At 62.0% G+C, this 22,620-nt stretch carries 22 protein-coding genes; 9 read left to right on the plus strand and 13 right to left on the minus strand.

Annotated features, from left to right (window positions below):
- Window positions 1-74 precede the first annotated feature (74 nt).
- The 6 genes from ACSQ22_RS21270 (at window position 75) to ACSQ22_RS21295 (ending at window position 7,781) form a co-directional block, all read left to right on the plus strand.
- A complete protein-coding gene (locus ACSQ22_RS21270; RefSeq protein WP_022652140.1) occupies window positions 75-710 on the plus strand; it encodes a TetR/AcrR family transcriptional regulator in 636 nt (211 codons plus the stop codon).
- Complete coding sequence (locus ACSQ22_RS21275) at window positions 710-1,876, plus strand: efflux RND transporter periplasmic adaptor subunit (RefSeq protein WP_023123862.1); 1,167 nt, start codon at window positions 710-712, stop codon at window positions 1,874-1,876. The genes ACSQ22_RS21270 and ACSQ22_RS21275 overlap by 1 nt, the downstream gene beginning before the upstream one ends.
- A 22-nt stretch (window positions 1,877-1,898) precedes the next feature.
- Window positions 1,899-5,015 carry an efflux RND transporter permease subunit gene (locus ACSQ22_RS21280; RefSeq protein ID WP_004883075.1) on the plus strand — a complete coding sequence of 1,039 codons (3,117 nt, stop codon included), beginning with the start codon at window positions 1,899-1,901 and terminating at the stop codon, window positions 5,013-5,015.
- Between the two features lie 190 nt (window positions 5,016-5,205).
- Window positions 5,206-5,541: a DMT family transporter gene (locus ACSQ22_RS21285; protein ID WP_004883073.1), complete on the plus strand. Its 336-nt coding sequence runs from the start codon at window positions 5,206-5,208 to the stop codon at window positions 5,539-5,541.
- Between the two features lie 12 nt (window positions 5,542-5,553).
- On the plus strand, window positions 5,554-6,171 hold the full coding sequence (locus ACSQ22_RS21290) for a DUF3313 family protein (RefSeq protein WP_004883071.1): 618 nt from the start codon (window positions 5,554-5,556) through the stop codon (window positions 6,169-6,171).
- Between the two features lie 155 nt (window positions 6,172-6,326).
- Window positions 6,327-7,781: a patatin-like phospholipase family protein gene (locus ACSQ22_RS21295; RefSeq protein ID WP_196636953.1), complete on the plus strand. Its 1,455-nt coding sequence runs from the start codon at window positions 6,327-6,329 to the stop codon at window positions 7,779-7,781.
- On the opposite strand, the gene ACSQ22_RS21300 is transcribed toward ACSQ22_RS21295, so the two are convergent.
- From ACSQ22_RS21300 to ACSQ22_RS21340, 9 genes are all read right to left on the minus strand, one after another.
- A complete protein-coding gene (locus ACSQ22_RS21300; protein ID WP_004883068.1) occupies window positions 7,774-9,756 on the minus strand; it encodes a relaxase/mobilization nuclease domain-containing protein in 1,983 nt (660 codons plus the stop codon). The two genes, ACSQ22_RS21295 and ACSQ22_RS21300, sit on opposite strands and share 8 nt — an antisense overlap.
- 436 nt (window positions 9,757-10,192) lie before the next feature.
- Window positions 10,193-10,792 (minus strand): S26 family signal peptidase, encoded by a 600-nt coding sequence (locus ACSQ22_RS21305; RefSeq protein WP_004883067.1) that lies wholly within the window; start codon window positions 10,790-10,792, stop codon window positions 10,193-10,195.
- The gene (locus ACSQ22_RS21310) at window positions 10,789-11,334 is read right to left on the minus strand and encodes a DUF2840 domain-containing protein (RefSeq protein ID WP_004883064.1); all 546 of its coding nucleotides are present in this window, start codon (window positions 11,332-11,334) and stop codon (window positions 10,789-10,791) included. Before ACSQ22_RS21310 ends, ACSQ22_RS21305 begins: the two co-directional genes overlap by 4 nt.
- Window positions 11,331-11,606 (minus strand): hypothetical protein, encoded by a 276-nt coding sequence (locus ACSQ22_RS21315; RefSeq protein ID WP_004883063.1) that lies wholly within the window; start codon window positions 11,604-11,606, stop codon window positions 11,331-11,333. The genes ACSQ22_RS21310 and ACSQ22_RS21315 overlap by 4 nt, the downstream gene beginning before the upstream one ends.
- Window positions 11,603-12,241, minus strand: coding sequence for a ParA family partition ATPase (gene parA, locus ACSQ22_RS21320; protein WP_004883061.1), 639 nt, complete (start codon window positions 12,239-12,241; stop codon window positions 11,603-11,605). The genes ACSQ22_RS21315 and parA overlap by 4 nt, the downstream gene beginning before the upstream one ends.
- 265 nt (window positions 12,242-12,506) lie before the next feature.
- Entirely contained in the window at window positions 12,507-13,349 is an 843-nt protein-coding gene (locus tag ACSQ22_RS21325) for a replication initiator protein A (RefSeq protein ID WP_004883059.1), read from the minus strand.
- A gap of 26 nt (window positions 13,350-13,375) precedes the next feature.
- The gene (locus ACSQ22_RS21330) at window positions 13,376-13,660 is read right to left on the minus strand and encodes a helix-turn-helix transcriptional regulator (RefSeq protein ID WP_004883058.1); all 285 of its coding nucleotides are present in this window, start codon (window positions 13,658-13,660) and stop codon (window positions 13,376-13,378) included.
- 112 nt (window positions 13,661-13,772) lie between these two features.
- Window positions 13,773-14,540, minus strand: coding sequence for a DUF2285 domain-containing protein (locus ACSQ22_RS21335; protein ID WP_004883055.1), 768 nt, complete (start codon window positions 14,538-14,540; stop codon window positions 13,773-13,775).
- A 343-nt stretch (window positions 14,541-14,883) separates the two neighbouring features.
- Complete coding sequence (locus ACSQ22_RS21340) at window positions 14,884-15,234, minus strand: DUF2958 domain-containing protein (RefSeq protein ID WP_028699139.1); 351 nt, start codon at window positions 15,232-15,234, stop codon at window positions 14,884-14,886.
- A gap of 319 nt (window positions 15,235-15,553) precedes the next feature.
- On the opposite strand from ACSQ22_RS21340, the gene ACSQ22_RS21345 reads away from it, so the two are divergent.
- Window positions 15,554-15,847 (plus strand): helix-turn-helix domain-containing protein, encoded by a 294-nt coding sequence (locus tag ACSQ22_RS21345; RefSeq protein ID WP_064717570.1) that lies wholly within the window; start codon window positions 15,554-15,556, stop codon window positions 15,845-15,847.
- Here ACSQ22_RS21345 and ACSQ22_RS21350 read toward each other — a convergent pair.
- From ACSQ22_RS21350 to ACSQ22_RS21365, 4 genes are all read right to left on the minus strand, one after another.
- Window positions 15,844-16,062, minus strand: a complete 219-nt coding sequence (locus ACSQ22_RS21350) for a hypothetical protein (RefSeq protein ID WP_103790875.1) — start codon at window positions 16,060-16,062, stop codon at window positions 15,844-15,846. The two genes, ACSQ22_RS21345 and ACSQ22_RS21350, sit on opposite strands and share 4 nt — an antisense overlap.
- 87 nt (window positions 16,063-16,149) lie before the next feature.
- A complete protein-coding gene (locus ACSQ22_RS21355; RefSeq protein WP_004883051.1) occupies window positions 16,150-16,464 on the minus strand; it encodes a DUF736 domain-containing protein in 315 nt (104 codons plus the stop codon).
- A gap of 810 nt (window positions 16,465-17,274) precedes the next feature.
- Complete coding sequence (locus tag ACSQ22_RS21360; RefSeq protein WP_004883050.1) at window positions 17,275-19,341, minus strand: ParB/RepB/Spo0J family partition protein; 2,067 nt, start codon at window positions 19,339-19,341, stop codon at window positions 17,275-17,277.
- Window positions 19,342-19,421: 80 nt separating this feature from the next.
- A complete protein-coding gene (locus ACSQ22_RS21365; protein WP_004883049.1) occupies window positions 19,422-20,252 on the minus strand; it encodes a DUF932 domain-containing protein in 831 nt (276 codons plus the stop codon).
- Window positions 20,253-20,892: 640 nt separating this feature from the next.
- Here ACSQ22_RS21365 and ACSQ22_RS21370 point away from each other — a divergent pair.
- Both ACSQ22_RS21370 and ACSQ22_RS21375 read left to right on the plus strand, forming a co-directional pair.
- Entirely contained in the window at window positions 20,893-21,123 is a 231-nt protein-coding gene (locus ACSQ22_RS21370) for a type II toxin-antitoxin system RelB/DinJ family antitoxin (RefSeq protein WP_050554911.1), read from the plus strand.
- A gap of 61 nt (window positions 21,124-21,184) precedes the next feature.
- Window positions 21,185-22,594: a Shedu immune nuclease family protein gene (locus ACSQ22_RS21375; protein ID WP_004883043.1), complete on the plus strand. Its 1,410-nt coding sequence runs from the start codon at window positions 21,185-21,187 to the stop codon at window positions 22,592-22,594.
- Window positions 22,595-22,620 lie beyond the last annotated feature (26 nt).

Genomic DNA, 22,620 nt, shown 5'->3' on the forward strand with positions numbered 1-22,620 from the left:
TTGACGGGCATAGTTCATGGCGTGTACTATACCGTCCAGACGATTCAAAAATCAAGCATCTTTGGAGTTTCACCATGGCAACTCGTATGAAATCAAGCCCAGAGGAGTCGCATTCGGCGGACAACGGCGCTGAAGCCCCCTCCATCTCTAAGAAAGCGCAACAAACACGGGAGCGCATCCTTCAAGCTGCGCGTGACGTAGTCATGGAGGGAGGTGCCGGGCACCTAACGCTTGACGCGGTCGTTGCACGGGCAGGAATGAGCAAAGGTGCGTTCCTGTACCACTTCAAGACCAAGCGCGATCTGCTCCTCACGATGATTGATGACCAGGTCTCGGCGTTTGATGGCGGGCAGGAAGAGCGAGAGCTGCCATTCGTCGGCGATCCAGACCCTTGGCTATCCAGCCAGGTCTCGGCTATGCCTGACGGCGGGATGCAAAAGATGAGCGCTGCATTGCTGGCGGCCGTGGCTGAAGACCCCACGCTGCTTGAGCCTGTGCGCGGCTGGTACCGCAGGCAGTACGAGAACGCGAGCAAATCTCCACGCGGCACCGATATCGCCGGAATCGTTCTATTTGCCTTGGACGGAGTCTTCCTCGCCGAAATGATGGGTTTTCCGACGTTTGCTGCCGAAGACCTTTCTCGACTCATGCACACCCTCCAGGCGCTCGCCCGCGGCGAACTGGAACTCACCCCTATTGATAAACGCTGATGAAAGGCCTTCCCGTGTCTTGCACTCCCTTTAAATCCCAGTCCTGGCAAATGCAGAAAGTCGGCCTCGCGTTTGTTCTGCTCGCATCGCTTGCCGGCTGTGGTAGTCAGAAGGAGCCTGCTTCCGATCCACCGCGAGCGGTCAAGCTGCTCACGGTGGGGGATGTAGGTTCTGTGGCCAATCGCATTGAATTGAGTGGTCTAGCTCGCTCCAGTGAGCGGAGTACCTTGGGGTTCGAGACTGGCGGGCGTATCAGCAAGCTTCATGTGGACGTGGGAGATCGCTTCTCTCGCGGACAGCTTCTGGCTGAGTTGGATGTTCAGCCCGAGCAACTCCGCCTAGAACAGGCTCGGGCGACACTCGCTGCTGCGGAAGCCGCATTGGCAGACAGAATCGTGCAGACAACGCAGCAAAGGGGGCTGCTTGAGGGCAACGTAATCTCCCCGGCTGCATTCGAGAGTGTGAAAGCACAGTTGGTTGCAGCTGAAGGCCAGGTGCGCAATGCAAAGGCCGCATTCGGCCTTGCCGAGCGTGCGCGAAGGGGGGCCGCCATTCATGCGCCATTCGACGGCGTCGTCGCGGAGAAACTCGCTCTGCCGTTCACAGATATTGCAGCCGGAGCGCCGGTGCTTCAAGTGGATGGACTACGCAGCGGCGTAGAAGTCCTTGCGACTGCATCGACGACCCAGGCGGCAAATATCAAAATTGGGCAGGTCGCCGAACTGCGCCTGAGCGAGTCAGCAAGTCCCGTTCGTGCTTCGGTACAACGCATCGGCTTGCGTGCTGAAAATGGCTCACTTTTACCTGTCGTGCTCGTTCCTCAAGATGCTACTCTTGCGCGCAGTCTTCGACCCGGGTCTGCCGTTCAAGTATTGCTGAAGGCACCGGAAGCGAAGGATGCCTCACCAGATCGTCTGATGCTTCCCTATTCGGCACTGGTGCTCAGTGAGAAAGCAGGACAAGCCGCAGTGTTTGTATATGACGTGACCGGAAAGAAGGTGCACCGCCGGGAAGTGCAATTCCAGAGCGAGCCAGGCGGCGACAACGTTCGCGTTGTGGGCGGCCTGAAGCGCGGCGAGATGGTAGTCGCGGCTGGCGCGAGTTGGCTGACGAACGAGCAACAAGTCACCCCACTCAAGGCCACGACCCAATTGGCCGGACGCTGACCCGCTACAGGAAGACTTCGCTATGAAGATCACAGAAATGGCGCTGCGCGCCAGCAGACTCACCTACCTTGCCGCGGTCATCATTCTTGTTGCCGGCATTGCCACGTTTCTCAATTTCCCTTCGCAGGAAGAGCCATCGGTCACGATTCGAGATGCGGTTGTTGCCGTTCTGAACCCTGGCATGCCAGCCGAACGTGTTGAGCAGTTGATCGCGCGTCCGATCGAGGAGCGTTTGCGGGAGCTGGCCGAGGTCAAGCGTGTAACCACAACCGTTCGCGCGGGCGGGGCCGTCATACAGGTCACGATCTGGGAGCGGTACACCGACCTAGCCCCCATATGGCAGCGCGTTCGCGCGAAGGTTGCCGATGCTCAGCCTCTGCTTCCACAGGGTACGTTGGGGCCATTTGTCAACGACGACTTCGGCCGTGTTGCCGTGGCCTCCATTGCGGTGACCGCGCCGGGCTACTCCATGGGCGAAATGCGTGTGTCGTTGAAAGAGATGCGCGATCGCCTATACGCGCTTCCCGGCGTTGATCGCATCAGCTTCTACGGCTTGCAGGAAGAGCGCGTCTATCTCGAATTTGATCGACCAAAACTAGCCCAGCTTGGATTGACCCCACAAGGGGTGATCGATCAACTCGTTAAACAAAACGTCGTGCTTTCAGGCGGGCAAATCGCCATCGGTGGCATCAACGCTTCGCTGGCTGTTAGTGGAGAGGTTCGCGACGCCGCTTCGCTGCGCGCGTTGCCGATCATGATGGCGCAAGCTCAGGGTGCGCGCGGTGCTTCGCCTGCTCCTTCAATCTCACTGGGAGAGCTTGCGCGCGTGCAGGTACAACCTGCAGATCCTCCCGAGTCTGCTGCAGTCTATAAGGGCCAGCCTGCCGTAGTGATGGCAGTGTCCATGACCTCGGGCCAGAACGTGGAGCAATTCGGCGTAGCCCTCAAATCCCGTGTGGCCGAGCTTGAGAAACTTCTGCCCGCAGGTTTCGAGCTCTCCTATGTGACATTCCAGGCAGACGTCGTCAAACGTGAAATGGGCAAGATGAACCAGGTGATGATCGAAACGATTGTCATCGTGCTCGGCGTCGTCGTCCTTTTCCTGGGATGGCGCACAGGATTCATCGTCGGGATGATCGTGCCGCTTACCATTCTGGGGGCACTGATCGTGATGCGCGCGCTGAACATCGAGCTGCAAAGTGTTTCGATGGCAGCCATCATCATCGCTTTGGGGCTCTTGGTAGACAACGGCATCGTGATTGCCGAAGACATTGAACGGCGCTTGGCAGCCGGTGAAGACCGCAAACAGGCTTGTCTCGAAGCGGGTCGTACCCTCGCACTGCCGCTGCTGACGTCCTCATTGGTTATCGTCATCGCCTTCTCCCCGTTCTTCTTCGGCCAGAGTGCGACGAGTGAGTATCTGCGCTCTCTCGTCATTGTCCTCGCGCTCACGTTACTCGGATCTTGGCTGTTGTGTCTGACCGTCACTCCACTGCTGTGCTACCACTTCACCAAAGTGCATCATCAACCGGCGAATGACGCGCAAACCTACAACACACGCTTCTATCGCGGCTATCGCAAGTTGCTTGAGTGGGTGCTTGACCACAAGGCGATCTACGTTGGTGTGATGACGGGTGCATTGGCCGTAGCTCTGTACGGATTCACGACACTGCCATACGACTTCTTGCCGAAGTCCGACCGAGTTCAATTCCAAATACCGGTGCAGCTCGCCCCTGGAACGGATTCACGGCTCACTCTTGCCAAAGTGAAGGAAGTGAGCGGCTGGCTCGGTGATCAAGAAATCAACCCCGAAATCACGGATCACATTGGCTACGTCGCTGACGGTGGGCCGCGCTTCATCCTTGGGCTCAATCCCCCATTGCCAGCATCGAACATCGCGTACTTTGTCGTGACGGTCAAGGCAGGCACCAACATTGACGTCGTGATTGCCCGAACTCGGGCTTACTTCGCGCAGCATCATGGAGATGTACGCGCAGAGCCTCAGCGGTTCTCGCTAGGCACTACCGAAGCCGGCACAGCCGTCTACCGGGTCAGTGGGCCGGATCATGAGGTGCTGATGAATGCGGCGGCGAAAATTGAGTCCGCGCTACGGGAGCTGCCAGGTACGGCCAACATCAAGAACAACTGGGATACCCGTGTCGGCCGTCTCGATGTTCGGGTCGATCAAGATCGTGCGCGACGTGCTGGCGTCACCACCGACGACATAGCTGCCTGGCTTGGCACCCGCTACATCGGCCAGTCGATCTCTGTGATCCGAGATGGCGATACCAGCGTGCCAATCGTGATGCGCGGGACGTCCAATGATCGGCGCAGCACTGCGGACGTTGGTTCGACGACCATCTATCCAGCGTCGGGTGGCCAGCCGGTTTCCCTGGCGCAAGTGGCCGATGTCACGCTCGCTAGCGAGCCGTCTGTGATCCAGCGCCGCAATCTCATTCGTACAGTCACAGTTCAGGGGCAGAACACCGCATACACCGCGCAAGAGATCGTGGATCACCTCGCACCTCGGATCGCCGCAATTGAACTACCTGCAGGCTATGCCATAGAGCTTGGTGGAGAAATTGAGGAATCGGCTGAATCGAATGCATCGCTCACGCACTACATGCCGTTCGCTCTTCTGGCGATGTTGCTGCTATTCATCTGGCAGTTCAACTCCTTCCGCAAGCTGATCGTGATTCTCGCAACGATTCCCTTCACGTTGATTGGGGTCGTGATTGCACTGAAGGCAACAGGCACTCCTTTCAGCTTCATGGCGACATTCGGGGTGCTTGCGCTGTTCGGAATCATCGTCAACAACGCCGTTCTTCTGCTCGAACAAATTGAACACGGCCTCTCGGAAGGTCTCGCCCGACATGAAGCCCTGGTGGGAGCTGCGATGCAGCGGCTGCGTCCAATCGTGATGACCAAGGTGACCTGTATCGCGGGTCTCGTGCCCCTGATGTTGTTTGCGGGGCCGCTGTGGAAGGGCATGGCCATCGGCATGATCGGTGGTCTCGCACTTGGCACGCTCGTGACGCTTGGCCTGATTCCGTTGCTCTACGAGGTGCTGTTCGGAATGAAGTGGCCGGGCAGCAAACGGAGTCACGAGGCGGTACAACAACCAGTGCAACCGGTCTGATCCCTCAGCGTAACTGTCCACACGCTTCCCCCGATCTCTCTCGTGGCCGGAGAGATCGGGGAGACAGATTCTCGCCATCAGAGAGTTTAAGAAGAAATCAGAAGCAGAGCGAATTGACCGCCTACTGCCTATTCTTTGATGCTTTGATGCTTTGATAATCAATTTTCACTGAATAGATTTGGAGAAATATATGAACCCGTTGTCATGGAATCCATGGTTGGTTCTACTGATTGCCGGCCTGTTCGAAATCGGTTGGCCACTAGGCCTCAAGATGGGTGCGGCCAATGCAGCGATGCGCTACGTGGGGCCGGCGATTGCAGTTGCCTGTATGGCAGCCAGCGGCTTTTTCCTATGGTTATCTCTTAAACAGATCCCCATAGGAACAGCTTATGCGGTCTGGACCGGCATCGGTTCGCTGGGCGCGTTTTTCGTGGGCGTGTATGTGTTCGGCGATACCGCCTCCTTGATACGTTGGGTTGGAATTGCGCTGGTTGTTGCTGGCATCGTCTGTCTGAAAATGGGATAAATGAAAATATATATGAAACGCCCTATTTCATTAATCCATTTTGTGCTGCTGGCAGGCCTCACGGCAACCTTATCTGGCTGTGCTTCAAACGGAATGACTCGATCAGGGTTTCTTGGTGATTACGATGTATTGGGAAAAACGAAGTACGAAAATGTTCTGCTCTTCAAGGCGCCAGGCTTTGAACCCAGTCGTTACCGGGAAATATTAGTCGAGGATGCTCAGGTAGTGACGGCAACTGGACGCATAGGTGGGCTTGAAGCTGAGCAAGTGCGAGAGCTTCTCGATCACGTCAACAGTGAACTGCGACATCTCCAAACTAAGTCCGAAGCTCCCGCATCGTCAGGCCGCATACGTGTGCGTGTGGCAATTACGACCATTGAGACGCCCAATAGAGCAGTCAACACCCTAACGACGTTGCTTGTTGGACCAGTGACAACTGGGGGAGCTAGTTTGGAGTTTGAGGCAGTAGATGAACAAACAGATCGTCGGGTGGCTGCTGCTAGCTGCTTCGAGCACGGCAACGCTCTCGCGGATTTCAAAGGCTCCTACACACTGCTCGGGCATGCAAAGTCTGCAATCACCACCTGCCTTGAACGGATCAATAGCGCTTGGAGAAGTGCTGGCTCGTGAATAGCTGCTATTCCATAACTTCGCGCGGATCGCGAGGAGCCTCATCAAGGGGATTCGTAGGGTGCCGTTCTTGTAACGTCTGCAGCATTCTGGAGTGGCTCTGCTTCGTCGCAAAATTGCCGGCGTTTCTCGTTCTTGTCTATTCGAAACGCTGCGTGGTGCTGCTTGCAGAGGTAAAGCGCCTGGAGGTGTGTAAATTCACACGATGGAGTTTGGCCGGTGTGCTGGCAACGGTAGTTCTGACAGGGTGTTCCACTTACCGTCCTTGGATCAACCCGACACTTTCCGACGCCGCCTTAATGTCTCTCGCCGAGAACGACCAACGCATCAGGCCGTCGGAGGTCAACCAACCGGTGGTTGTAGCGGTGACACTGTCAGGCGGGGGCGCTCGGGCGGCGGCCTTCGGCCTGGGCGTGCTGCGCGAACTCAAGGCCACACGCTTCGCGCTAGAGGGCCAGGAGACCACTCTGTTGGATCAGGTGTTCCTGGTCAGCGGAGTGTCGGGGGGCAGCATCCTTGCCGCGCACTTCGCGGCCTTCGGCGATGCCACGCTGACTCGTTTCGAGCCGGATTTTCTGCTTGTGCCTTTTGAGGGGCGACTCATACGTGAAGCTCTGTGGCCTGAGCGTCTTTATAGACTAACTTCACCTTGGTTTGGGCGCAGCCAGATCCTGGCTCAACGCTTGGACGAACTTTTTGAAGGCCGCACCTTTGGTGACGTGCGCCGACGACCGGGCGCGCCCGAACTGATGATCACGGCAACCGACCTCACGACCGGTGCCCCTTTCGATTTCACCACCGAGCAATTCCGGCTAATCTGTTCCGACCTCGATGCAACGCCGCTGTCTTTCGCGGTGGCGGCCTCGTCGGCAGTACCGCTGGTGCTGTCGCCCGTAACGGTGCGAAACAACGCCAATACCTGTCCGCCGCCTCTCCGATCTTTGCCTGTCAGAGGGCAAAATTACAGATCACGCATCCTGCAAAGCGGCATAGACAGCTACCTCAATGCGCACGATCGGCCCTATATCCACCTCGTGGACGGTGGTGTCTCCGACAACCTCGGCGTACGTCTGATGCTAGACCGGCTAGTAGCTTCGGGCTCAATGAGCGCCAATTTCTCGGAGGTCAAGCCCGGAAGCTTGCGCCGACTCGTGTTGGTGACGGTGAACTCCGAACGAGGACTGAGCGAGAGAGTGGACAGTAGCGACCGAGTTCCCAGCACGACGCAAGTACTTGAGTCGCTGATCTTCGGTGCCGGCGCTCGCGAGACCCAGGTGACGCTGGCCATGCTTAACGACGACCTGCAACACTGGCGTTCCGAGATTGTCCGCACCCGTGGCCAAGCGGACAGCCCCTTTGCGGCCGACGCAGAAATCTACGTAGTAAGCGTAAGTCTGAACGACGTGCCGGACGACAAGATCCGGCATTCGCTGCTGCGCGTGCCCACAGCCTTCACGATCGAGGCTACGGATGTCTTGGACCTGCAAACTGCGGGAGGCGAAGCACTGAGGCAATCCAAGGAGTTTATGGCATTGATTGAATCTCTAAGAAGAATCACAGCAGCCAAGCAGACTGCGCCTGGTACTCAGCTTCCCTTGATATCTAACTGATACCGATACTGGGCTTTCGTCCAAGTTCCCAAGAGGCACTTCCGCCGATAACCTTTGCGGCAAGCTGTTGTCCCAGTCGCGGCTCAATTACCGGCCGCCACGGCACAAGGCTGAACCCCATGCCGTCATCGAGCATCGCGTAGCGCCCGCTGGCGAGCATAATGGAACGCCGGTAGATACCGGCTACGCGCTGCCCGTCGGCCACCGGGCGATGCTCTAGGCCGGTTTCCGCCGCAATGTCTTTCGCGGCCTGCACTAGTTCCCGATTGCGTAGCGTGCCCAGCAGGTTGCGCGCGAGGATGACGCGCTGCCCGCGGCGCTGTGCCAGCCCCTGTTCTTCGAGGAAATCGGCTCGCTGCTGTATGGCCTGCTTGGTATCACCGCCAAAGCCCAAGTTGCCCAGCCCACGGCCACCGCCGATCAGTTGCTGGTCAAGCCAAGTCGCGCCGATGACGCGGGCCTGCCGTTCAATAGGAAGGTGTGATTTCAGCTCTACGGCTACATCGCCCAGCCGTTGCGCGTCGTATTGGCGGCCACGCTCGGCCAGGTCGTCCGGTACCTTCCATAGCCCTTCGGCCACGCGCTCCACGATGCAAGCCCGGCGCAGGGCTTCCAGCCGCCGGACATGAGCGGCGACGACTTCCTGCGGGTCGCGTCCGGGCGTAGCCCGGCCCTGCTCGATTACCAGGTGATGATCGGTGCGGTACAGGCCATCGCTCGCCAGCGAGGCGATGTTCTTGTCGGCCGTGCGCACCTCAGTCGAACCCTTCACCTCTACCACAGCGCCCGTGGGATAGTTCGCCAGTTCGTCGCGGGCGTTCAGTGCAACGTAGTGGGCCTTACCGTCCGTGCCGTCGATGATCAGATAGCCTCGGTCGTGCAACTCATCGGCAAGCCCCTTCGCGGCCACGCGGCCGATGAGGCTGCGACCATCGTCGCCCGGCTCGAACACCGCCAGCTCACGCGGCTGGCCGCTCATGGCCCGCTGCATCGTTCGGATGATGTCGCCACGCTCACCCAGGGCACGCAAGGTCTTCTCGGCATCGGCATGAATGGCCCAGGTGCCGGGCTGCACCTCGTCGGCTAGGCCCAGGCGCTGCAAGCGTTGCAGGCGGCCGATCAGCAGCAGGCGCTGGCGTTGCAACCTCGGCTCGTTGAGCCGTTCGACATGCACCCGGCCATCCTCGCCGGTCTCGCGCTGCAAGGTGCGATCCAGGCTCGTCCACCGCTCCTGTTCCACCTCGCGCCTCAAGGTCTGCTGAATCTCCAGTTCGGTGCGCGGCCCCAGCCACTCGGTCGCCAGCTCGGCGGCGCGATGGCGGAAGCCGTGGGCGATGTAGTCACCCGCGATGATGAGGTCTTTGCCGGTGTCGTCGCGCCCGCGCACGATCAGGTGGGTGTGCGGGTTGTCGGTGTTCCAGTGATCCACCGCCACCCAATCCAGCCGCGTGCCCAGGTCGGCTTCCATGCGGCTCACCAGATGCCGGGTGTAGGTGCGCAGGTCGTCCAGCTCGGCCCCGTCCTCGGGCGAGACGATGAAGCGGAAATGGTGCCGGTCGTCGGCGCAGCGTTCCTTGAAGGCGTCCAGATCGGCTTCGTCGGCCTGTGGCCCGTAGCCCCGGCCCGGTTCGCCATCGCGACCCGCGCCGTCGCGCTCGATGTAGCGCAGGTGCTTGGCGAGCGATTGCGGGCTGGCCCGCTGGTGATTGACCAGCAAGGTCTTGATGGTCACGCGCCGCGACATGGGCATTAGCTTCGCCCCGGCGAAGCGCGCCGCCGTGTGGCCACGTCCGAGCCGAGAGCCGGGCCGCTGGCCGGTGCCAGCCGCGCCAGGACGGCGTACTGCCGACTTGCCGCTGCTGGCTTTGCCGGCCTGCTTGAGCACCTTGGAAACGAAGCTCTGCCCCTGGCCCTTGCCCCGGTTCTTCGGGGCGCTGGGGCGCACGCGAAAGTCGTCGTCGCGGCTGTCGGTCATGGCTGCGCTCCCCGCAAGCTTGGGCGTGTCCTGTCGTGCGAAGCACGCGGACATGCCAGCATTGGCGCGACCCTCGCGCCAAACGCGGCACGGTGGCGAAGCCGCTCCGTGCCGCGTTCCCCCCATGTGCTGACTGGCTTTCGACGCGGCCAGGTGCCGCGTCCTTTTGTCTTGCCTTCCGCCTTTGCCCTTCGCTGTCGCTCCAGGCAACGGCGGCCCGGCGGCGCTGCTGCGTGAACAGACAGCGCGCCGGCGAAAGCGCCAATGGCCGCAGGCCGGGCGCGTTCGAGGCAAGACGCCTGAACGTTGGACGGCTGCGCCGGATGCTGCGCGACGTGCGGTGCGAATGCACCGGCACGACAGGCGCAGCGACACTGAAGCAGCCAGCAGAACGACATGCCCGATGGCACGTCAGAGCGCAGCGAATCGGCGGCCATCATGGGCGTATCTCCGGCCACACCGGATGCGCAACGCCGATCACGGCGGATGCGCTGACCGGGCCGAAATAGCGGCTGTCGAACGATGCTGGATTCGTCACGCTCAACAGGAGCAGTTCGCCCGGTTCAAGGCGGCGGCAAAGCTGCAAGGACGGCAGCGCCCGGCCCAGCCGGTCGGCGGGCAGTACGGCGGCCGAAGGCACGCCGTCGATGCGTACCTGACCGGCGACGATGCAGACGTGTTGCGGCGCGACCGCGCCCACACGTTTGAGCAGCGGAACGCGCGTCGGCAGGTAGCCGCGCTGCGCAGCGAGCGCGGCAGCCGTGGCCGGAAGCGGCACCAGCACGATGCTGTCCACGGACAACGGACGTGGCAGCGAGGCGGTGCGCGGGTCGAACGGGTCAATGCGATACCAGCCGACCGCCACGCTGTCGGACGGGTTGTAGGTCAGACGCGGCAGCGGCGACACGAAAGCCGCCCAGGCCAGCGCAGCGAAGCCGATGGCGGCCAGTGTCGCCAGCACGATGCGAGCGCGCAGGCGTGAGCGAGGACGCGGCGCCACGTCGGGCGCGTTGGGTGTGGTGGTCGGGGCGGTCATGGCAGCACCTTCCCGGCCAGCCAGGCGGTATGCCGCTCGGTGGTGTATTCGGGCAGCGCAAGGCGAGCCGCAAGACGGTTGCCCAGCGTGCGCCAGTACGCCGGCGACACGTCGATGGCAGCGATGCCCAGCGCCTCGATGCCGTCGATGCGCTCCAGCACGGCGCGCACGTTGGCATCGCCTTCGGTGTGTAGGAGCAAGCGCGCGCCCGGCTGAACACCGGGGATGCGCTGCGCCGCGTCCAGCGGTGTGCAAGCCTGCATCACCATGAGTTGCCAGCGGATCGTGCCGTAGTCGTTGGCCTGCCAGCGGATGCGGCAGAGCATCGCGCCCGGCAGGAACACCGCGCAGCGCCGCCAGCGGTCGAGCTGAAGCGTGCGCGCCGGTTCGCCGAAGCGCAGGTAGAGCTTGAAGCGATGTTCGAGGTAGGCCAGCGAAACGCGCGTCAGCGGCACATTGCCGGCCTGTCCGGCGAGTGCCGAAAGCGCAGGCAGCGGCGCAGCCGGTGCCGCGTTCGCGGCAGGCCAAGCGAATGCGTTCATGGTGTGTTCTCCGGCGGAAACTCCCGCTCCAGCAGGCCGCGCAGCAGGTCGGCCACGGTCACGCCTTGCGTGAAGGCCGACACCTTGATGCGCGCCCGCATGGCGGGCGTGATGTCGAGCGTGAGGCGGGCCGTGTAGAGGTCGCCTTTGCCCAGCGCGTCGGCATCGCCCTGACGAATCCACGCCTCGGCGTGCGGATTCGCGGGCGGACGTGCGCCGATGCCGACGCGCTTGCCCGTGCGTTTGCTGTTGGGTGGCTGCTGCGCTGTCATGTCGGCCACCGCAGCAGTTCGTCCACCAGGGCGGTGATTTCGCGGGCGGCGGCACTGTCGGGCGCTGTCTCGCGTGCGAGCCGGCCAGCGGCCACGCTGTCGGCGAAGACGATGCGCTGATGCACCTCCGAGCGCAGCGCGGGCAGCGGCTGTTCGGCGAGCGATTGCCGCGCCTCGCGCCCGATGATGGTGGTGCTGACGCGCCGGTTGATGACGAAGGCCGCGCGGAGCAGCGGCCGGAACACCTGCGCCTCGCGGATCAGCGAAACCATTTCCGAGCTGGCCCAGAGGTCGTAGGGGCTGGGCTGCACCGGGATCAGCACGCGCTCGGCCGCCAGCAGCGCGGAGCGCGCCAAGGCGGCGATGCGCGGCGGCCCGTCGATGATGACGTGATCGGCCCGCCTGGCGAGTTCTGGCGCTTCCTGATGCAGCGTTTCGCGTGCGAGGCCCACGGCGCTGAACAGCCGTGGCAAGCCTTGCTGGCTTCTGCGCTGCGTCCAGTCCAGGGATGAACCCTGCGGGTCGGCATCGAGCAGGACGACATGCTGGCCGCGCATCGCCAGTTCGCCCGCGATGTGCGTGGCGAGCGTGGTCTTGCCGACACCGCCTTTCTGGTTGAGCAGAGCGAGGATCATGGCGCGGCCCTCCCTGCTGGAAAGCCGGGCTTTACCTGCCGTGCAAAACGCTGTTCGCCGTGCCGTTTCTCGGTTGTCCACCGAAACGGCGCGCTTCTACTAAAAGTTATGTATTTCTTGTTAGGGAAGTTAGAGGGGCCGCAAACCCGCGCCGTTATTGGCTTTCCGGCGTTTTCGTACTCCTGATAGCACGATAGGCGTACTCCCGATAGCACGATACCCGGTACTCCTGATAGCACGAGGCCGTCCACACCTTTTCCACGAGTTATCCCCGTGCCGTGTGCAGCACGGGCCGGAAGGTCAGCAGTTCTTGTCCGTCGTCCGGCATTCGCTCGATGCCCAGGACGTAGCCGGGCAGCGACTGCCGCGCCACCAGGACGCGCAGGTCGTAAGCGAAGTCGGAGAAGCGCGCAGCGCTGCCCGACTTGCGGTGCAGGTGCCGGAAGTCGAATTGCCAGCCGCCCGGCTGCTTGCCGCCGTGCTTGCGCACCAGGCGGTACAGCCAGCGCTCGATCCCGCCCTTCAAGCGGAAATAGGCTGGGTCGATGGTCAGCACCAAGGCGGCATCGAGCACGCCCGCATAGAACCAGTCCGGCAGGATCAGTTCGATGCCCAGCGGCACGCCGCTGGCATCGGCCAGTTCCTTCCACTCGTTGATCCACGAGAAGCGATGCAATCGCCTTCCCGTGGTTTCGCGGATGGACGTGGCCACCGTGGTCGATTGCAGCCGGTCGAGCGCGGCTTTCAGGCGCAGGTAGTCGTTGAGAGACGTGCCGCGCCCGATGAAGCGCAGGATCTCGTAGGGAGTGGCGCGTATCCAGCGCGACGGGCGCAAGCCCGCGTCGCGCGCCTCCACGATCTGCGAGGCGGCCCAAATCAGCAGGTCGGCATCCCATATCGTTGCGATGCCGTGCTCCTGCGTACCCTCCACGCGGATGGTGATGCCGCCGGCGCGGAAGTCGATCGGCGCGGTACGCCGCGACTTCGCCAGCGAGAAGAACGGAAAGGCCATCAAGTCCTGGCTGTCGCGGGGTGCCATGTCGCCCGGCAGCGCGCGGAACAGGTCGAGCTGTTCGCGCTGCAAGGCTTGCCCTGGCGGGCTGGACATGGCGACGGCCACCCACGCGCCAGCGATCAGCGGCCATCACGGTAATCGCCCGCGTGGCGTTCGGCATATTCCGGGTCGGAAGTCGCCTCGTAGCTGCGCTGGTCGGCCCAGGCATCGAGGTCGGACACCGCGTACATGACGCGGCGGCCGAACTTGCGGAACTTCGGGCCGCCGCCGATCACGCGCTGTTTCTCCAGCGTGCGTGGCGACAGGCGCAGGTACTCGGCGGCTTCGTCGTTGGTCAGGTAGCGTTGGGGCTGCGCAGGCGCAGCGACAGCAGCGGCGGCAGGCCGCAAGGGAGCGGGTCGCATGGGATGTACCTCCATCAAGCCCGGCCACACCACGCGGCCGGTTAGAGGCACTTTCAAGAAAGCGAGGCTGCTTGCTAAGGGACGATCTACGGGGGACGCGAAACGTCCCCCCCTACTGCAACGGCGGCGGAAGCTGTGCCAGGCGGCGATAGCCGCCACGCATCAGCGCATCGCCACGACGTACCAGCCGCCGCACGCGGGCACGTAAGGCGCTGTCCTTGTGCCAGTCGGCGGCGACGGCATCGGCGCCGAACAGCCCTTCGGCCACTTCGCGCAATGACGCGCCCGCCAGGGTCGCGTCGAGCGTCTGCAAGGTGTGCAGTTCCAGCACCGCGGCCGTCGTGGGCCTGGAACGGGCCGCCGCCGCAGGCGTGGCAACCGTGGCCACGGCCAATGCGTCCAGCTCGGACGCGAGCGTGCGATAGCGCGCGCAGGGCGTGGCGCAGGCGCGGGTGGCGTAGAGGTAGGCCATGCCGTCTTCCAGGCCCGGCGCGAGCGCGAGCCGCAGGCAGCAGCCGGGCCAATGCGACACCAGCACCAGGCGCTTGCCGTCGTGGATCAGTTGCTTGCGGCCAGGGACGCGCCAGAACTCGAAGGCATGGGCTTCGGGTGGCGGGTCATCGTCCGGGTAAACCTGCACGACGGCATCGTGATCGGGAAACCAGGCCGGATGCGCGTCGCGCGCATCCAGGGCTGGGTCTTCCAGCAGGCGCAGGCCCCACGCCTGCGCCGTGTCCGGCCGGCGGCGGCGGCGCAGCCAGTCGCGGCGGTAGTCGGGATTTCGGCGCAGGTATTCCCACGCCAGCGCAGGGCCGTCAAGGTGCAGAACGTAGAGATAGGCCGCTGTCGGATACCAGTGTTCGGCGCTGCGATCAGTCATGGCGAAACCTCCCTCTGTTTGGGATGCGTCGCCACGATTTCCGCGATGCGGGAACTATCGAAATGCCATCAGGTCGTCATCAAAATTGGTTAGGCTGTAACTGTCGGTGTCAAGACCATTTGGCTCTGCGTGTTGCGGAAATCGTCTGAATGCGACGGCTACGCCTTCAGGAAAATGACGCGCAGCACCGAACACCGTGCCGCAGCCCGCGCCCAAGATCAGGACTGTTTTCAACAGGATCGCACCACTTCGGTGCAAGAATGCGGATTCAGACCTGCACGGTCTTGATCAAGATTGAAATAGTCACGATGCGCCCCGGCTGGCTAGGCCGCGCTGGTTTTCATCAGTCCGTGATCGCGCCGTTCTCCTGCGCCAGCCGGACGTACTCCGATAACGGGCGCACCGCCTGGAAATACCGATCCCGCCGCACCGGCAGCTTGCGCGGCCCGACGATGCCCGCCAGGTCGGACAGCTTGACCATCCCGAGCTCAGGCATACCGATACCGAGGTCGATCAGGCCGTAGGCCGTGTCGCCATCCGCCGGGTCGAGCGACACCAGCAGCCAGGTCACATGCGCGTCCGGGGTGAACAAGCGCACCACGGGCAGCGGGTCGAGCCGCTGACCAGCGGCGAGCGCCGCGCCGTGGGCCAGCAGCCGGGCGCGTTCATCAGCGGTGACAAGCGGCAGGGTCATGGGCAGCTTCTCCACGAAACCGACGATGCGCGAATGCGCTTTGGTGCCGAAGCGCAGAACTGCCGAAACGCATCCGTGCATTCGTGTGGAAGCACCGATGTGCAAGCCATCGCATCCGTAGAAGAACAGAAGCGCCGAAGCGGAATTGTCGGAAGCCGGAAAGACACGGATGCGATTCCCCGGTTCTGTCGGAATCCGCATCTGCGGATTTCCGTAAAAGCACGAAAGCGGGCCTTTCAGCCATGAATGAACACTATAGATTGTAGCCCTATAGGGCGCAATGGGCTGTCATCTTGGTTTTTATGGGGAAACCAAGTTAGTGACAGCGAAACACTCATTGGCAACGGCAATACGGACAGTCAGGAAGGCGCGAGGCTTGAGCCAGGAAGCGTTCTCCGACGTGTCCAGCCGCACCTATATGAGTACGCTGGAGCGCGACTTGAAAAGTCCGACCCTGCACAAGCTGACCGAGCTGTGCGAGGTCATGGAAGTGCATCCGCTGACGCTGTTGACGCTGGCCTACGCCGGCGACGACACGCACAAGGCCGACGAACTGCTGGCGCGGGTGCGCCAGGAGTTCGAGGCCGTGCTGAAAGAGCGCGACGCGCCCTAGCGCGTCTGAATGCCCGCAAGCGGAGCGCGCAGCGCCGCCAGGCGCGAAGGCGTGAGGGATTGAAGCCGAATGGACATGACGCCATTGGCGGCATGGGGCGCAGCCCGAAAGCCCGGCGGCGCAATGCGCCGACACGCCATGCTGTTCCTACTGCCACGGGCTTCGAGCCATTCGACCATCACCAATGCAATGCTGGCCTTGGACATGCGGGACATGGGGCAACTGCCGAAACCCTGTGCGTGCGATGCTGCGATCAGCAGCACCGCGCCCCGCCGCAATGGGCGGGGCGCGGTGGGCGGCCGTCAGGCCGCCTTGGGCTTGCTGCGCGACCAGATGAGGTCGTGCGTGTCATTCTCGCCTTCGATCAGGCGGGCATAGACCGTCGCCGGGAATGAAGGATCGTCGATGGCCACCGACAGGTAATCCCGCCCGGCCTCGCTGGTTTTCTTCCACGCCGCGCCGAAGTCGTGGCCGGCCGCTTGCAGGCGGAAGTCCGGGGCGCTTTCGTTCTCGCCCTTGTCGTTGGGAACCAGCTTGACCTTGAAGTTGAGGGTCAGGGTGCGGAGCTGGCCGGTGAAGCCGTCTTTCTCTGCGGTGAAGGTGCCGATGTTAGCCATGATGATTTCTCCTTTCGGGTTGAACAAGGTCGCGCCAGTGCGTCCTTGTTGTGATCCGTCCGGCGGGGGATGGGCTGGCCGCACCGCGCAGCGGTCGCAACACCGTGGAGAACCTGGAAGCGAAAAGAATTTGTCCCGCGAGGAATGCGCGCAGCGCAGGGGGAATTGTTTTCGCTGGAAGGTTGCGGCCATGAAGCCCAGCCACCGCCAGGATTCACAACAACACAAGGACGTACTGGCCGCCCGCTCCCGAATGGAGGCATGGCCGACTCGGCATCCCCGCGCGACGGCTTCACCGGCCTGCGCCCTGACACGGGCAAGGACAATGCCCAGCGACAAGGTGAAAGCGTCCCTACTGCTGCTTGCGGCCCTTTGCGTGAGGCGTGGCGTGGAAGCTCCATTGCAAGGCCGGGCGGCGTGTCGGTGAACCGTCCTTCGTGACGTACAGGCGACGAACCGCCAGCGTCGAGGACGGCACGCTTTCGTGCAACCTGCGGCAGCAAGCCGGGGCGTAGCCCCACACGCCCGTCCATTGCGGTGGGGCGCGTTCGGAATGTCGTCGGCGCTGTGCGCCGACGCACTTATGGGCTTCGAGGGTTTCCCGCGCACAAGGTCACTTGTGCGCCGCCCCTTCGCCGTCCGCCCGAAGGCGGCGAAGGGGCGTTCTGGCTTTGGGCTTGGAAACCGGGCGCGGCCACCGCCGCGCCCGGATTTTTGACCATCGGCACCAGGGCGGAACGGCCTGGGGCCGATGCTGATGGAACAGCGAAGCGCCCCGGCCGAAACCGGGGCGCTCGGTGGTGGTGAAGGTCAGGCGGCGAGTGCGTGGGCCTGCTGCTCGTCGTCGTTGTCGATGGCTTCCGGCTCGTCGTTCGTCACCGCCTGCGGCGCATCCTGCGCCGTGGTGTCGTCGGTGCCTTCGGCCTTGAAGATGGCAGGCATCCAGCCGGTGCCATCGGCCAGCCGCTCGGCTTCGCTGGCAATGTCGGCCTTCTTCAACTTCGCCAGCCGGGTGACGTGCGCCGGGGCGTACTGCTCCACGGCTTCCAGAATCGCGGCCTTCGGCACATGCCGGAAATAACCCTCATTGGTGGGCTTCCACCATGCGGCCATGTCCAAGCCGACAGCCTGCGCCAGTTCCGCGCCCGGTTGCTGCGGCGTGGCGCGGGGTGTCACCACGTCCACCGTGACGGCCACGGATATCGCCAGCAGCCGCACCAGTTCATCTTGCGACTTCGCTAGCAGCACGGCGAACAGTTCGGCGCTGTCCTCCGGCAAGCCTTCGCCTGCTACCTGCTGCAACTCGCGCAGCGCCACGGCGGCGGGCGAATCCGGTATATCCGGGGCGATGCCTTCCAGCCGGTCTTGCGCTTTCAGGCTCACGCCCAGCGGCAAGTCGTGGCCGTAGTGGCTGCCCTGCAAGACGGTCTGCACCATGCCATGCACCAGCGCGGCCAGCGCCACTTGCGGATGCCGGGCGACTTCGATTTGCAGCGCGGCGGTGCGGTGGGCGCTCAACCGCTGCGCCAGCTTGTCGGACATGGCGGCGGTCTTGGGCTGCTCGTCGTCCTCGCCTTCGTCGTCGTTCCCGGCTTCGCTTTCGCTGCCGAAACCTTGGCGCAGGCGTTCCAGTGTGCGCAGCGCCTTGGCCTCGGCCTCGCGCATCAACCCGCGATGAATCACTGCCTGCCCGTTGCGGTCGATGGTGACGATGGCACCGGCTGCGGCCTTCACGGTCGTGCCGTAGTCCTGCAAGCCATCTTCCAGCGCCTGCAACTGCTCGCCCACGGCTTCGCCTTCTTCCTGCAAGGCATCGGCCTTTTCCTCGTCCTCGGTATCAAGCGCGTCATCCACGGCGGCGGCCAGTTCGTGCATCTTGGTTTGCAGCTTCTCGATGCGCTGCGCTTCGCGCTTGTTCGGTTCGCGGCGCTCCCTCGGCGCACGCTGGAAGGCGTGCAGGTCGGCATGGGTCACGGCGGGGGTGGCATCCACCCACGCCCAGCCTTCGTCCTTCACCTCGGCGGCGATACCTGCCAGCTTGTCTTGCGCCAGCCGTTCCAGCAGCGCGGCATCGGTCAGATACACGCCCGCGTCACCTTCCGCGAACAGGTCACGGCGCACACCACCGCCTGCGGCTCCGTAGGTATCCAGCCCCACGAAACGCACCAGCGGATGCCGGTATGCGTCAATCTCGCGCTCGGTGAGGCGGTCGCGCAATTGGGAAGGGTTGCGCTGCCACGTCGGCGCGTCGTAGAACGCGGTTTCCTGCGCGGCGTGGTCGTCGGTGATGGCAAGGGCCATCAACTGATCGAGCGTCACGGCTTCGGCGCGGTAGTCGGCCAGCAGCCGGGGCGAGACGTTCGCCAGCTTCAAGCGGCGCTGCACCACCAGCGGCGTGACGCTGAAATCGGCGGCTATGTCCTCGATGGGTCGGCCTTCGGCCACCAGCGCGGCGAATGCCTCGAACTGGTCGGCGGGGTGCATGGCTTCGCGCTGCACGTTCTCGGTGAGGCTGGCCGTGCGGGCGGTGCCATCGGCCACCAACAGGCAAGGCACTTCCCATTCCTTGCTGATGCGGCGCTTCTTCGCCAGCAGCTTCAACGCGGCCAGCCTGCGGCCACCGGCCACGACTTCGTAATGCTCGCCATCGGCGGCGGCAATGACGATGAGGTTTTGCAGCAGGCCGACACGCTGAATGCTCGCGGCGAGTTCGGGAATGGACATGCGCGGGGTCTTGCGCACGTTGCGGCCAGCAGGACGCGACACCAGCCGCGACAGCGGAACCAAAATCAGGTTCTTGGTCGGGTCGGCGGCTTCCAGCGGGATAGCGGCGGCGGTGTTGAGGGCGCGGGCTTCGGTTTGGGTAATGGCGTTCATGGTGATAACTCCTATCGGTTCAGGGATGCAGCAGCGAAGAAAGCGGCAAGGGCTGCTGCCTGCCCCTGCCGCGTGGGGAATCAGGCCTTCAACTGGCGCAGGCCATCGGCCAACATCCAGAGGGCGCGATTGAGGCGCACATCGGAATCAATGCCCTGCACGGGGCGGGTCTGCTGGCGGCGTCCGTTGGCGCTGCGGCCATGCAATCCGCCTTTGGTCAGGTTTTCTTGGGTGCGGTTGAACACGCTCCACAAGTCCGGGCGGCGGTCGTCGAACCGGCGCGGCATCAGGATTTGGCTTTCCGTGATGGGCGCGGGCTTGTTATCGGTGGGGTCGTACTTGAGGGCCAGCGCGGAACGGGCGAACACTTCGGCTTCGCCTTCGTCCAGCGTGATAGCGCGCATCAGGTCGCGGGATTCCTTCACGCGTTCGAAGCCGCTCAACACCTCGAAAGCGCCTTCGATGACAGAACCGGCCACGTCGCCCTTGTGCGGCACGCGCACATCGGCCACGGTATCGCCGCACACAAGGCCATTGCTGCAAACGAACCGGAACATTCCGGCCAGCATCTGATAGCTGCTGGTGCCGTCGTGCGAGTTCAGCAGCACGATTTCATTGGCTTCCGCGCCGTTGATCTGACTGGCATGGCGCAGGCGAATCATGTGTTTGGTGTAGTCGCGGCGGTCGTCGTGCCGCACGCGGGTTTGCGCTGCCATGAAGGGTTCAAACCCTTCCTTGCGCAGTTCCGCCAGCACGGCGGCGGTGGGAATGTAGGCGTACCGTTCGGAGCGGCTATCGTGCGGGGCCTCCGCGAAGATGGACGGGGCTACGCGGCGGATTTGGTCGTCGGACAGCGGGTAGTCACTGCGCAGCGTCGGGGAATGGGAAGCGAATCGAGATGCGAGTTGCATGGTTTTCTCCAATGAGTTGCTGTGGTTTCAAAGCTGACCGGATTCCAAGATTCGGAGCCCGTTGTGGCTTCGGTTGGTTCGGCGCAGAGACCTGGGCCGGTCCTGTTTGCCGCCGTCTTTCCTGAGTTCATCGCCCGCGAAAAACCGGGCCAGCGAGGGACTGGCCGTCAAGGGAGAAGCGCAGGGTTGGTGCGGCCCGCAGCGCAGCGAGGACTCGGCCCTGCGCGCCTTGACGGCCAGGCACCGCGGGCTACGGTCGCGGGAAAAAGCGATGAACTTGGGGAAAGACGAACAGCGGCCAATGGGCCAGGGGGTGCGCTGAAACCAACGCCGCGCGGCGAGCGCCCCTGCGTGCCAGCGGCACGCCTAGCTGGATGGCTGTTGGTCGATCAGGTGCAACCTGTTCGGTGCATGCGAGGGGCGCCAAGCAAGGCGCGGCGGGGATGGGCTGTCCAGCCGATCCCCTGGAGGGCAAGCGCCGCGCGCAGGCCAGGAGCGAAGAGACGGCCGGAGGCATCAGGGATCAAAGCCGCATGGCCGCGACTCGGCACGAGGCGCGGGGCAACGCCCGCGAGCCCGACGGCGGCACGCCGGGATGCTCTACTGTTCACAACAAAATGTAAGTGACGCAATAGTACTTATGAGCCACAATGTAGCTACATCTATTGTGAGCGCAACAATGGCAAGTAACGACGTCGTTCGTGCCCGGATTGACGGGCAGATTAAAGAAGCCGCAACTGTTGTTCTGGCTGAAATGGGGTTATCAATTTCGGATGCGATTCGGATGCTGCTGACCCGAATCGCGGCAGATAAGGCACTCCCCTTTGACATCAATCGTGTGTCGTCCGATTCTGATCGGAAGGCACCATAAGGTTGCGCTGAGGCAAGGCCCGCAAATCGTTTCTCTGAACAGTAGGGATCAAGAATAGTTCATGGCATCTATCAGACCTTCAGCATTCAATCAACGTGAGCGTTTGGACGGCGGCCCCTTCCTTGTCATTGAAGCAGCCGAACCGGAAGAGGAAGGCATTAACGTTTTCTTCACTGATATTCCCGCAGCGGAGCGCAAGCCGGATTCGCCAATAGCGAGACTGCTCAATGTGTGTCCAGACAGATTGACCATTTGGCCTCTTAATATTCGAGAAGATCGCGACGATTACCTGCAACCTAAATACGGCACCCTTGAACGCATCGTCGTCGCTCGGCCTGTTATCGAGCCCTACATACTGCCAGAGACTACTGACGATGTCGTTGGGCTTCTTGAGCAGTTGCCGGATGGGTTTGCCAAAGATTTTCGATTCGGTTTGGGGCTTCTGTGGGAATATCGGCAAATTTGCGAAACAGCCGCCAGCTTAGAAAACGTAAGCATACTCATTGTCCACAAAGGAAATGACGCGAAAATTGATTCGCCATTCTTTATTCTCGGAATAAGAAGATTTCATGAATTAAGAAAAGAATTAAATCGCATAGCCTCTCGCCACCAGAGAGACGCGCGCAAGGACAAGCAATTTCATGTCTACCAGACCTTATTACATGCTGCCGATTCAGCACAATTTCCCGCTCTAAAGAAGAGCGTAAGACCTGATGCACTAACGGAAATGACCGATGGTGGGCGGCAGCATGTGACGCTTTCCAAGCGTGATCGGCGCGCCGCTGTTCGCATGGTTCAAGACAATATAGAAGCACTGGCGGAATCTGAGCCGCGCTCGCTGCTGGCATTAAAGAATGATATTGAGCTCATCACACTGAATCAACTGATTGAGCGATACCAGGAAATGCTTGGAAAAGGACTGACGGAAAGCAAGTGGCAAAGCTTCTTTCTGGAAAATCCTTTCATACTTAGTCTTGCATTTGCCGTTCCAGCCATGCTGGTTCAGGGGCAAGCTTATGCAGGTGGCAAGCGACTTAACGGGTCCGGCGGAAAATTTTCAGATTTTCTATACGCATCCGCTTCCACGGGCAATCTTGGCCTCATTGAGATAAAAAAGCCGCAAACCGAACTGCTAGGAAAATCTCCCTATCGTGGAGATGATGTTTTTGGCCCATCGACAGAATTGGGTGGAGCGATTGCTCAAATTCTAGATCAGCGTTTCAAATTGCAGAGTGAACTACCCGTCATAAAAAATAACATGAACCGATACGACCTCCACAGCTATGCGGTTCGCTGCATAGTTGTCGCTGGCATGACGCCACAAGAGCATCAGCAAAGAAAGTCATTCGAGCTCGTTCGAAATGCGTTCGCAGAGATCGTGATCGTGACTTTCGATGAACTACTTGCAAGGCTAACCGAGATTAAAAATGCGCTCCAACCGATTCCTACCTTAGACACGGTGCCGTTCTAAAACCAACTGACAGTTGGCCATTCCGT

The organism is Acidovorax sp. LjRoot38 (genome assembly GCF_964252975.1).
GTDB classification, from domain to species: domain Bacteria; phylum Pseudomonadota; class Gammaproteobacteria; order Burkholderiales; family Burkholderiaceae_C; genus Acidovorax; species Acidovorax facilis.

Bases quoted from the DNA above. Each gene is read 5' to 3' on its own strand.
- ACSQ22_RS21270 (WP_022652140.1), top strand. From the start codon at position 75: ATGGCAACTCGTATGAAATCAAGCCCAGAGGAGTCGCATTCGGCGGAC.
- ACSQ22_RS21275 (WP_023123862.1), top strand. From the start codon at position 710: ATGAAAGGCCTTCCCGTGTCTTGCACTCCCTTTAAATCCCAGTCCTGG.
- ACSQ22_RS21280 (WP_004883075.1), top strand. From the start codon at position 1,899: ATGAAGATCACAGAAATGGCGCTGCGCGCCAGCAGACTCACCTACCTT.
- ACSQ22_RS21285 (WP_004883073.1), top strand. From the start codon at position 5,206: ATGAACCCGTTGTCATGGAATCCATGGTTGGTTCTACTGATTGCCGGC.
- ACSQ22_RS21290 (WP_004883071.1), top strand. From the start codon at position 5,554: ATGAAACGCCCTATTTCATTAATCCATTTTGTGCTGCTGGCAGGCCTC.
- ACSQ22_RS21300 (WP_004883068.1), bottom strand. From the start codon at position 9,756: ATGACCGACAGCCGCGACGACGACTTTCGCGTGCGCCCCAGCGCCCCG.
- ACSQ22_RS21305 (WP_004883067.1), bottom strand. From the start codon at position 10,792: ATGACCGCCCCGACCACCACACCCAACGCGCCCGACGTGGCGCCGCGT.
- ACSQ22_RS21310 (WP_004883064.1), bottom strand. From the start codon at position 11,334: ATGAACGCATTCGCTTGGCCTGCCGCGAACGCGGCACCGGCTGCGCCG.
- ACSQ22_RS21315 (WP_004883063.1), bottom strand. From the start codon at position 11,606: ATGACAGCGCAGCAGCCACCCAACAGCAAACGCACGGGCAAGCGCGTC.
- parA (WP_004883061.1), bottom strand. From the start codon at position 12,241: ATGATCCTCGCTCTGCTCAACCAGAAAGGCGGTGTCGGCAAGACCACG.
- ACSQ22_RS21325 (WP_004883059.1), bottom strand. From the start codon at position 13,349: ATGTCCAGCCCGCCAGGGCAAGCCTTGCAGCGCGAACAGCTCGACCTG.
- ACSQ22_RS21330 (WP_004883058.1), bottom strand. From the start codon at position 13,660: ATGCGACCCGCTCCCTTGCGGCCTGCCGCCGCTGCTGTCGCTGCGCCT.
- ACSQ22_RS21335 (WP_004883055.1), bottom strand. From the start codon at position 14,540: ATGACTGATCGCAGCGCCGAACACTGGTATCCGACAGCGGCCTATCTC.
- ACSQ22_RS21340 (WP_028699139.1), bottom strand. From the start codon at position 15,234: ATGACCCTGCCGCTTGTCACCGCTGATGAACGCGCCCGGCTGCTGGCC.
- ACSQ22_RS21350 (WP_103790875.1), bottom strand. From the start codon at position 16,062: ATGTCCCGCATGTCCAAGGCCAGCATTGCATTGGTGATGGTCGAATGG.
- ACSQ22_RS21355 (WP_004883051.1), bottom strand. From the start codon at position 16,464: ATGGCTAACATCGGCACCTTCACCGCAGAGAAAGACGGCTTCACCGGC.
- ACSQ22_RS21360 (WP_004883050.1), bottom strand. From the start codon at position 19,341: ATGAACGCCATTACCCAAACCGAAGCCCGCGCCCTCAACACCGCCGCC.
- ACSQ22_RS21365 (WP_004883049.1), bottom strand. From the start codon at position 20,252: ATGCAACTCGCATCTCGATTCGCTTCCCATTCCCCGACGCTGCGCAGT.
- ACSQ22_RS21370 (WP_050554911.1), top strand. From the start codon at position 20,893: ATGAGCCACAATGTAGCTACATCTATTGTGAGCGCAACAATGGCAAGT.
- ACSQ22_RS21375 (WP_004883043.1), top strand. From the start codon at position 21,185: ATGGCATCTATCAGACCTTCAGCATTCAATCAACGTGAGCGTTTGGAC.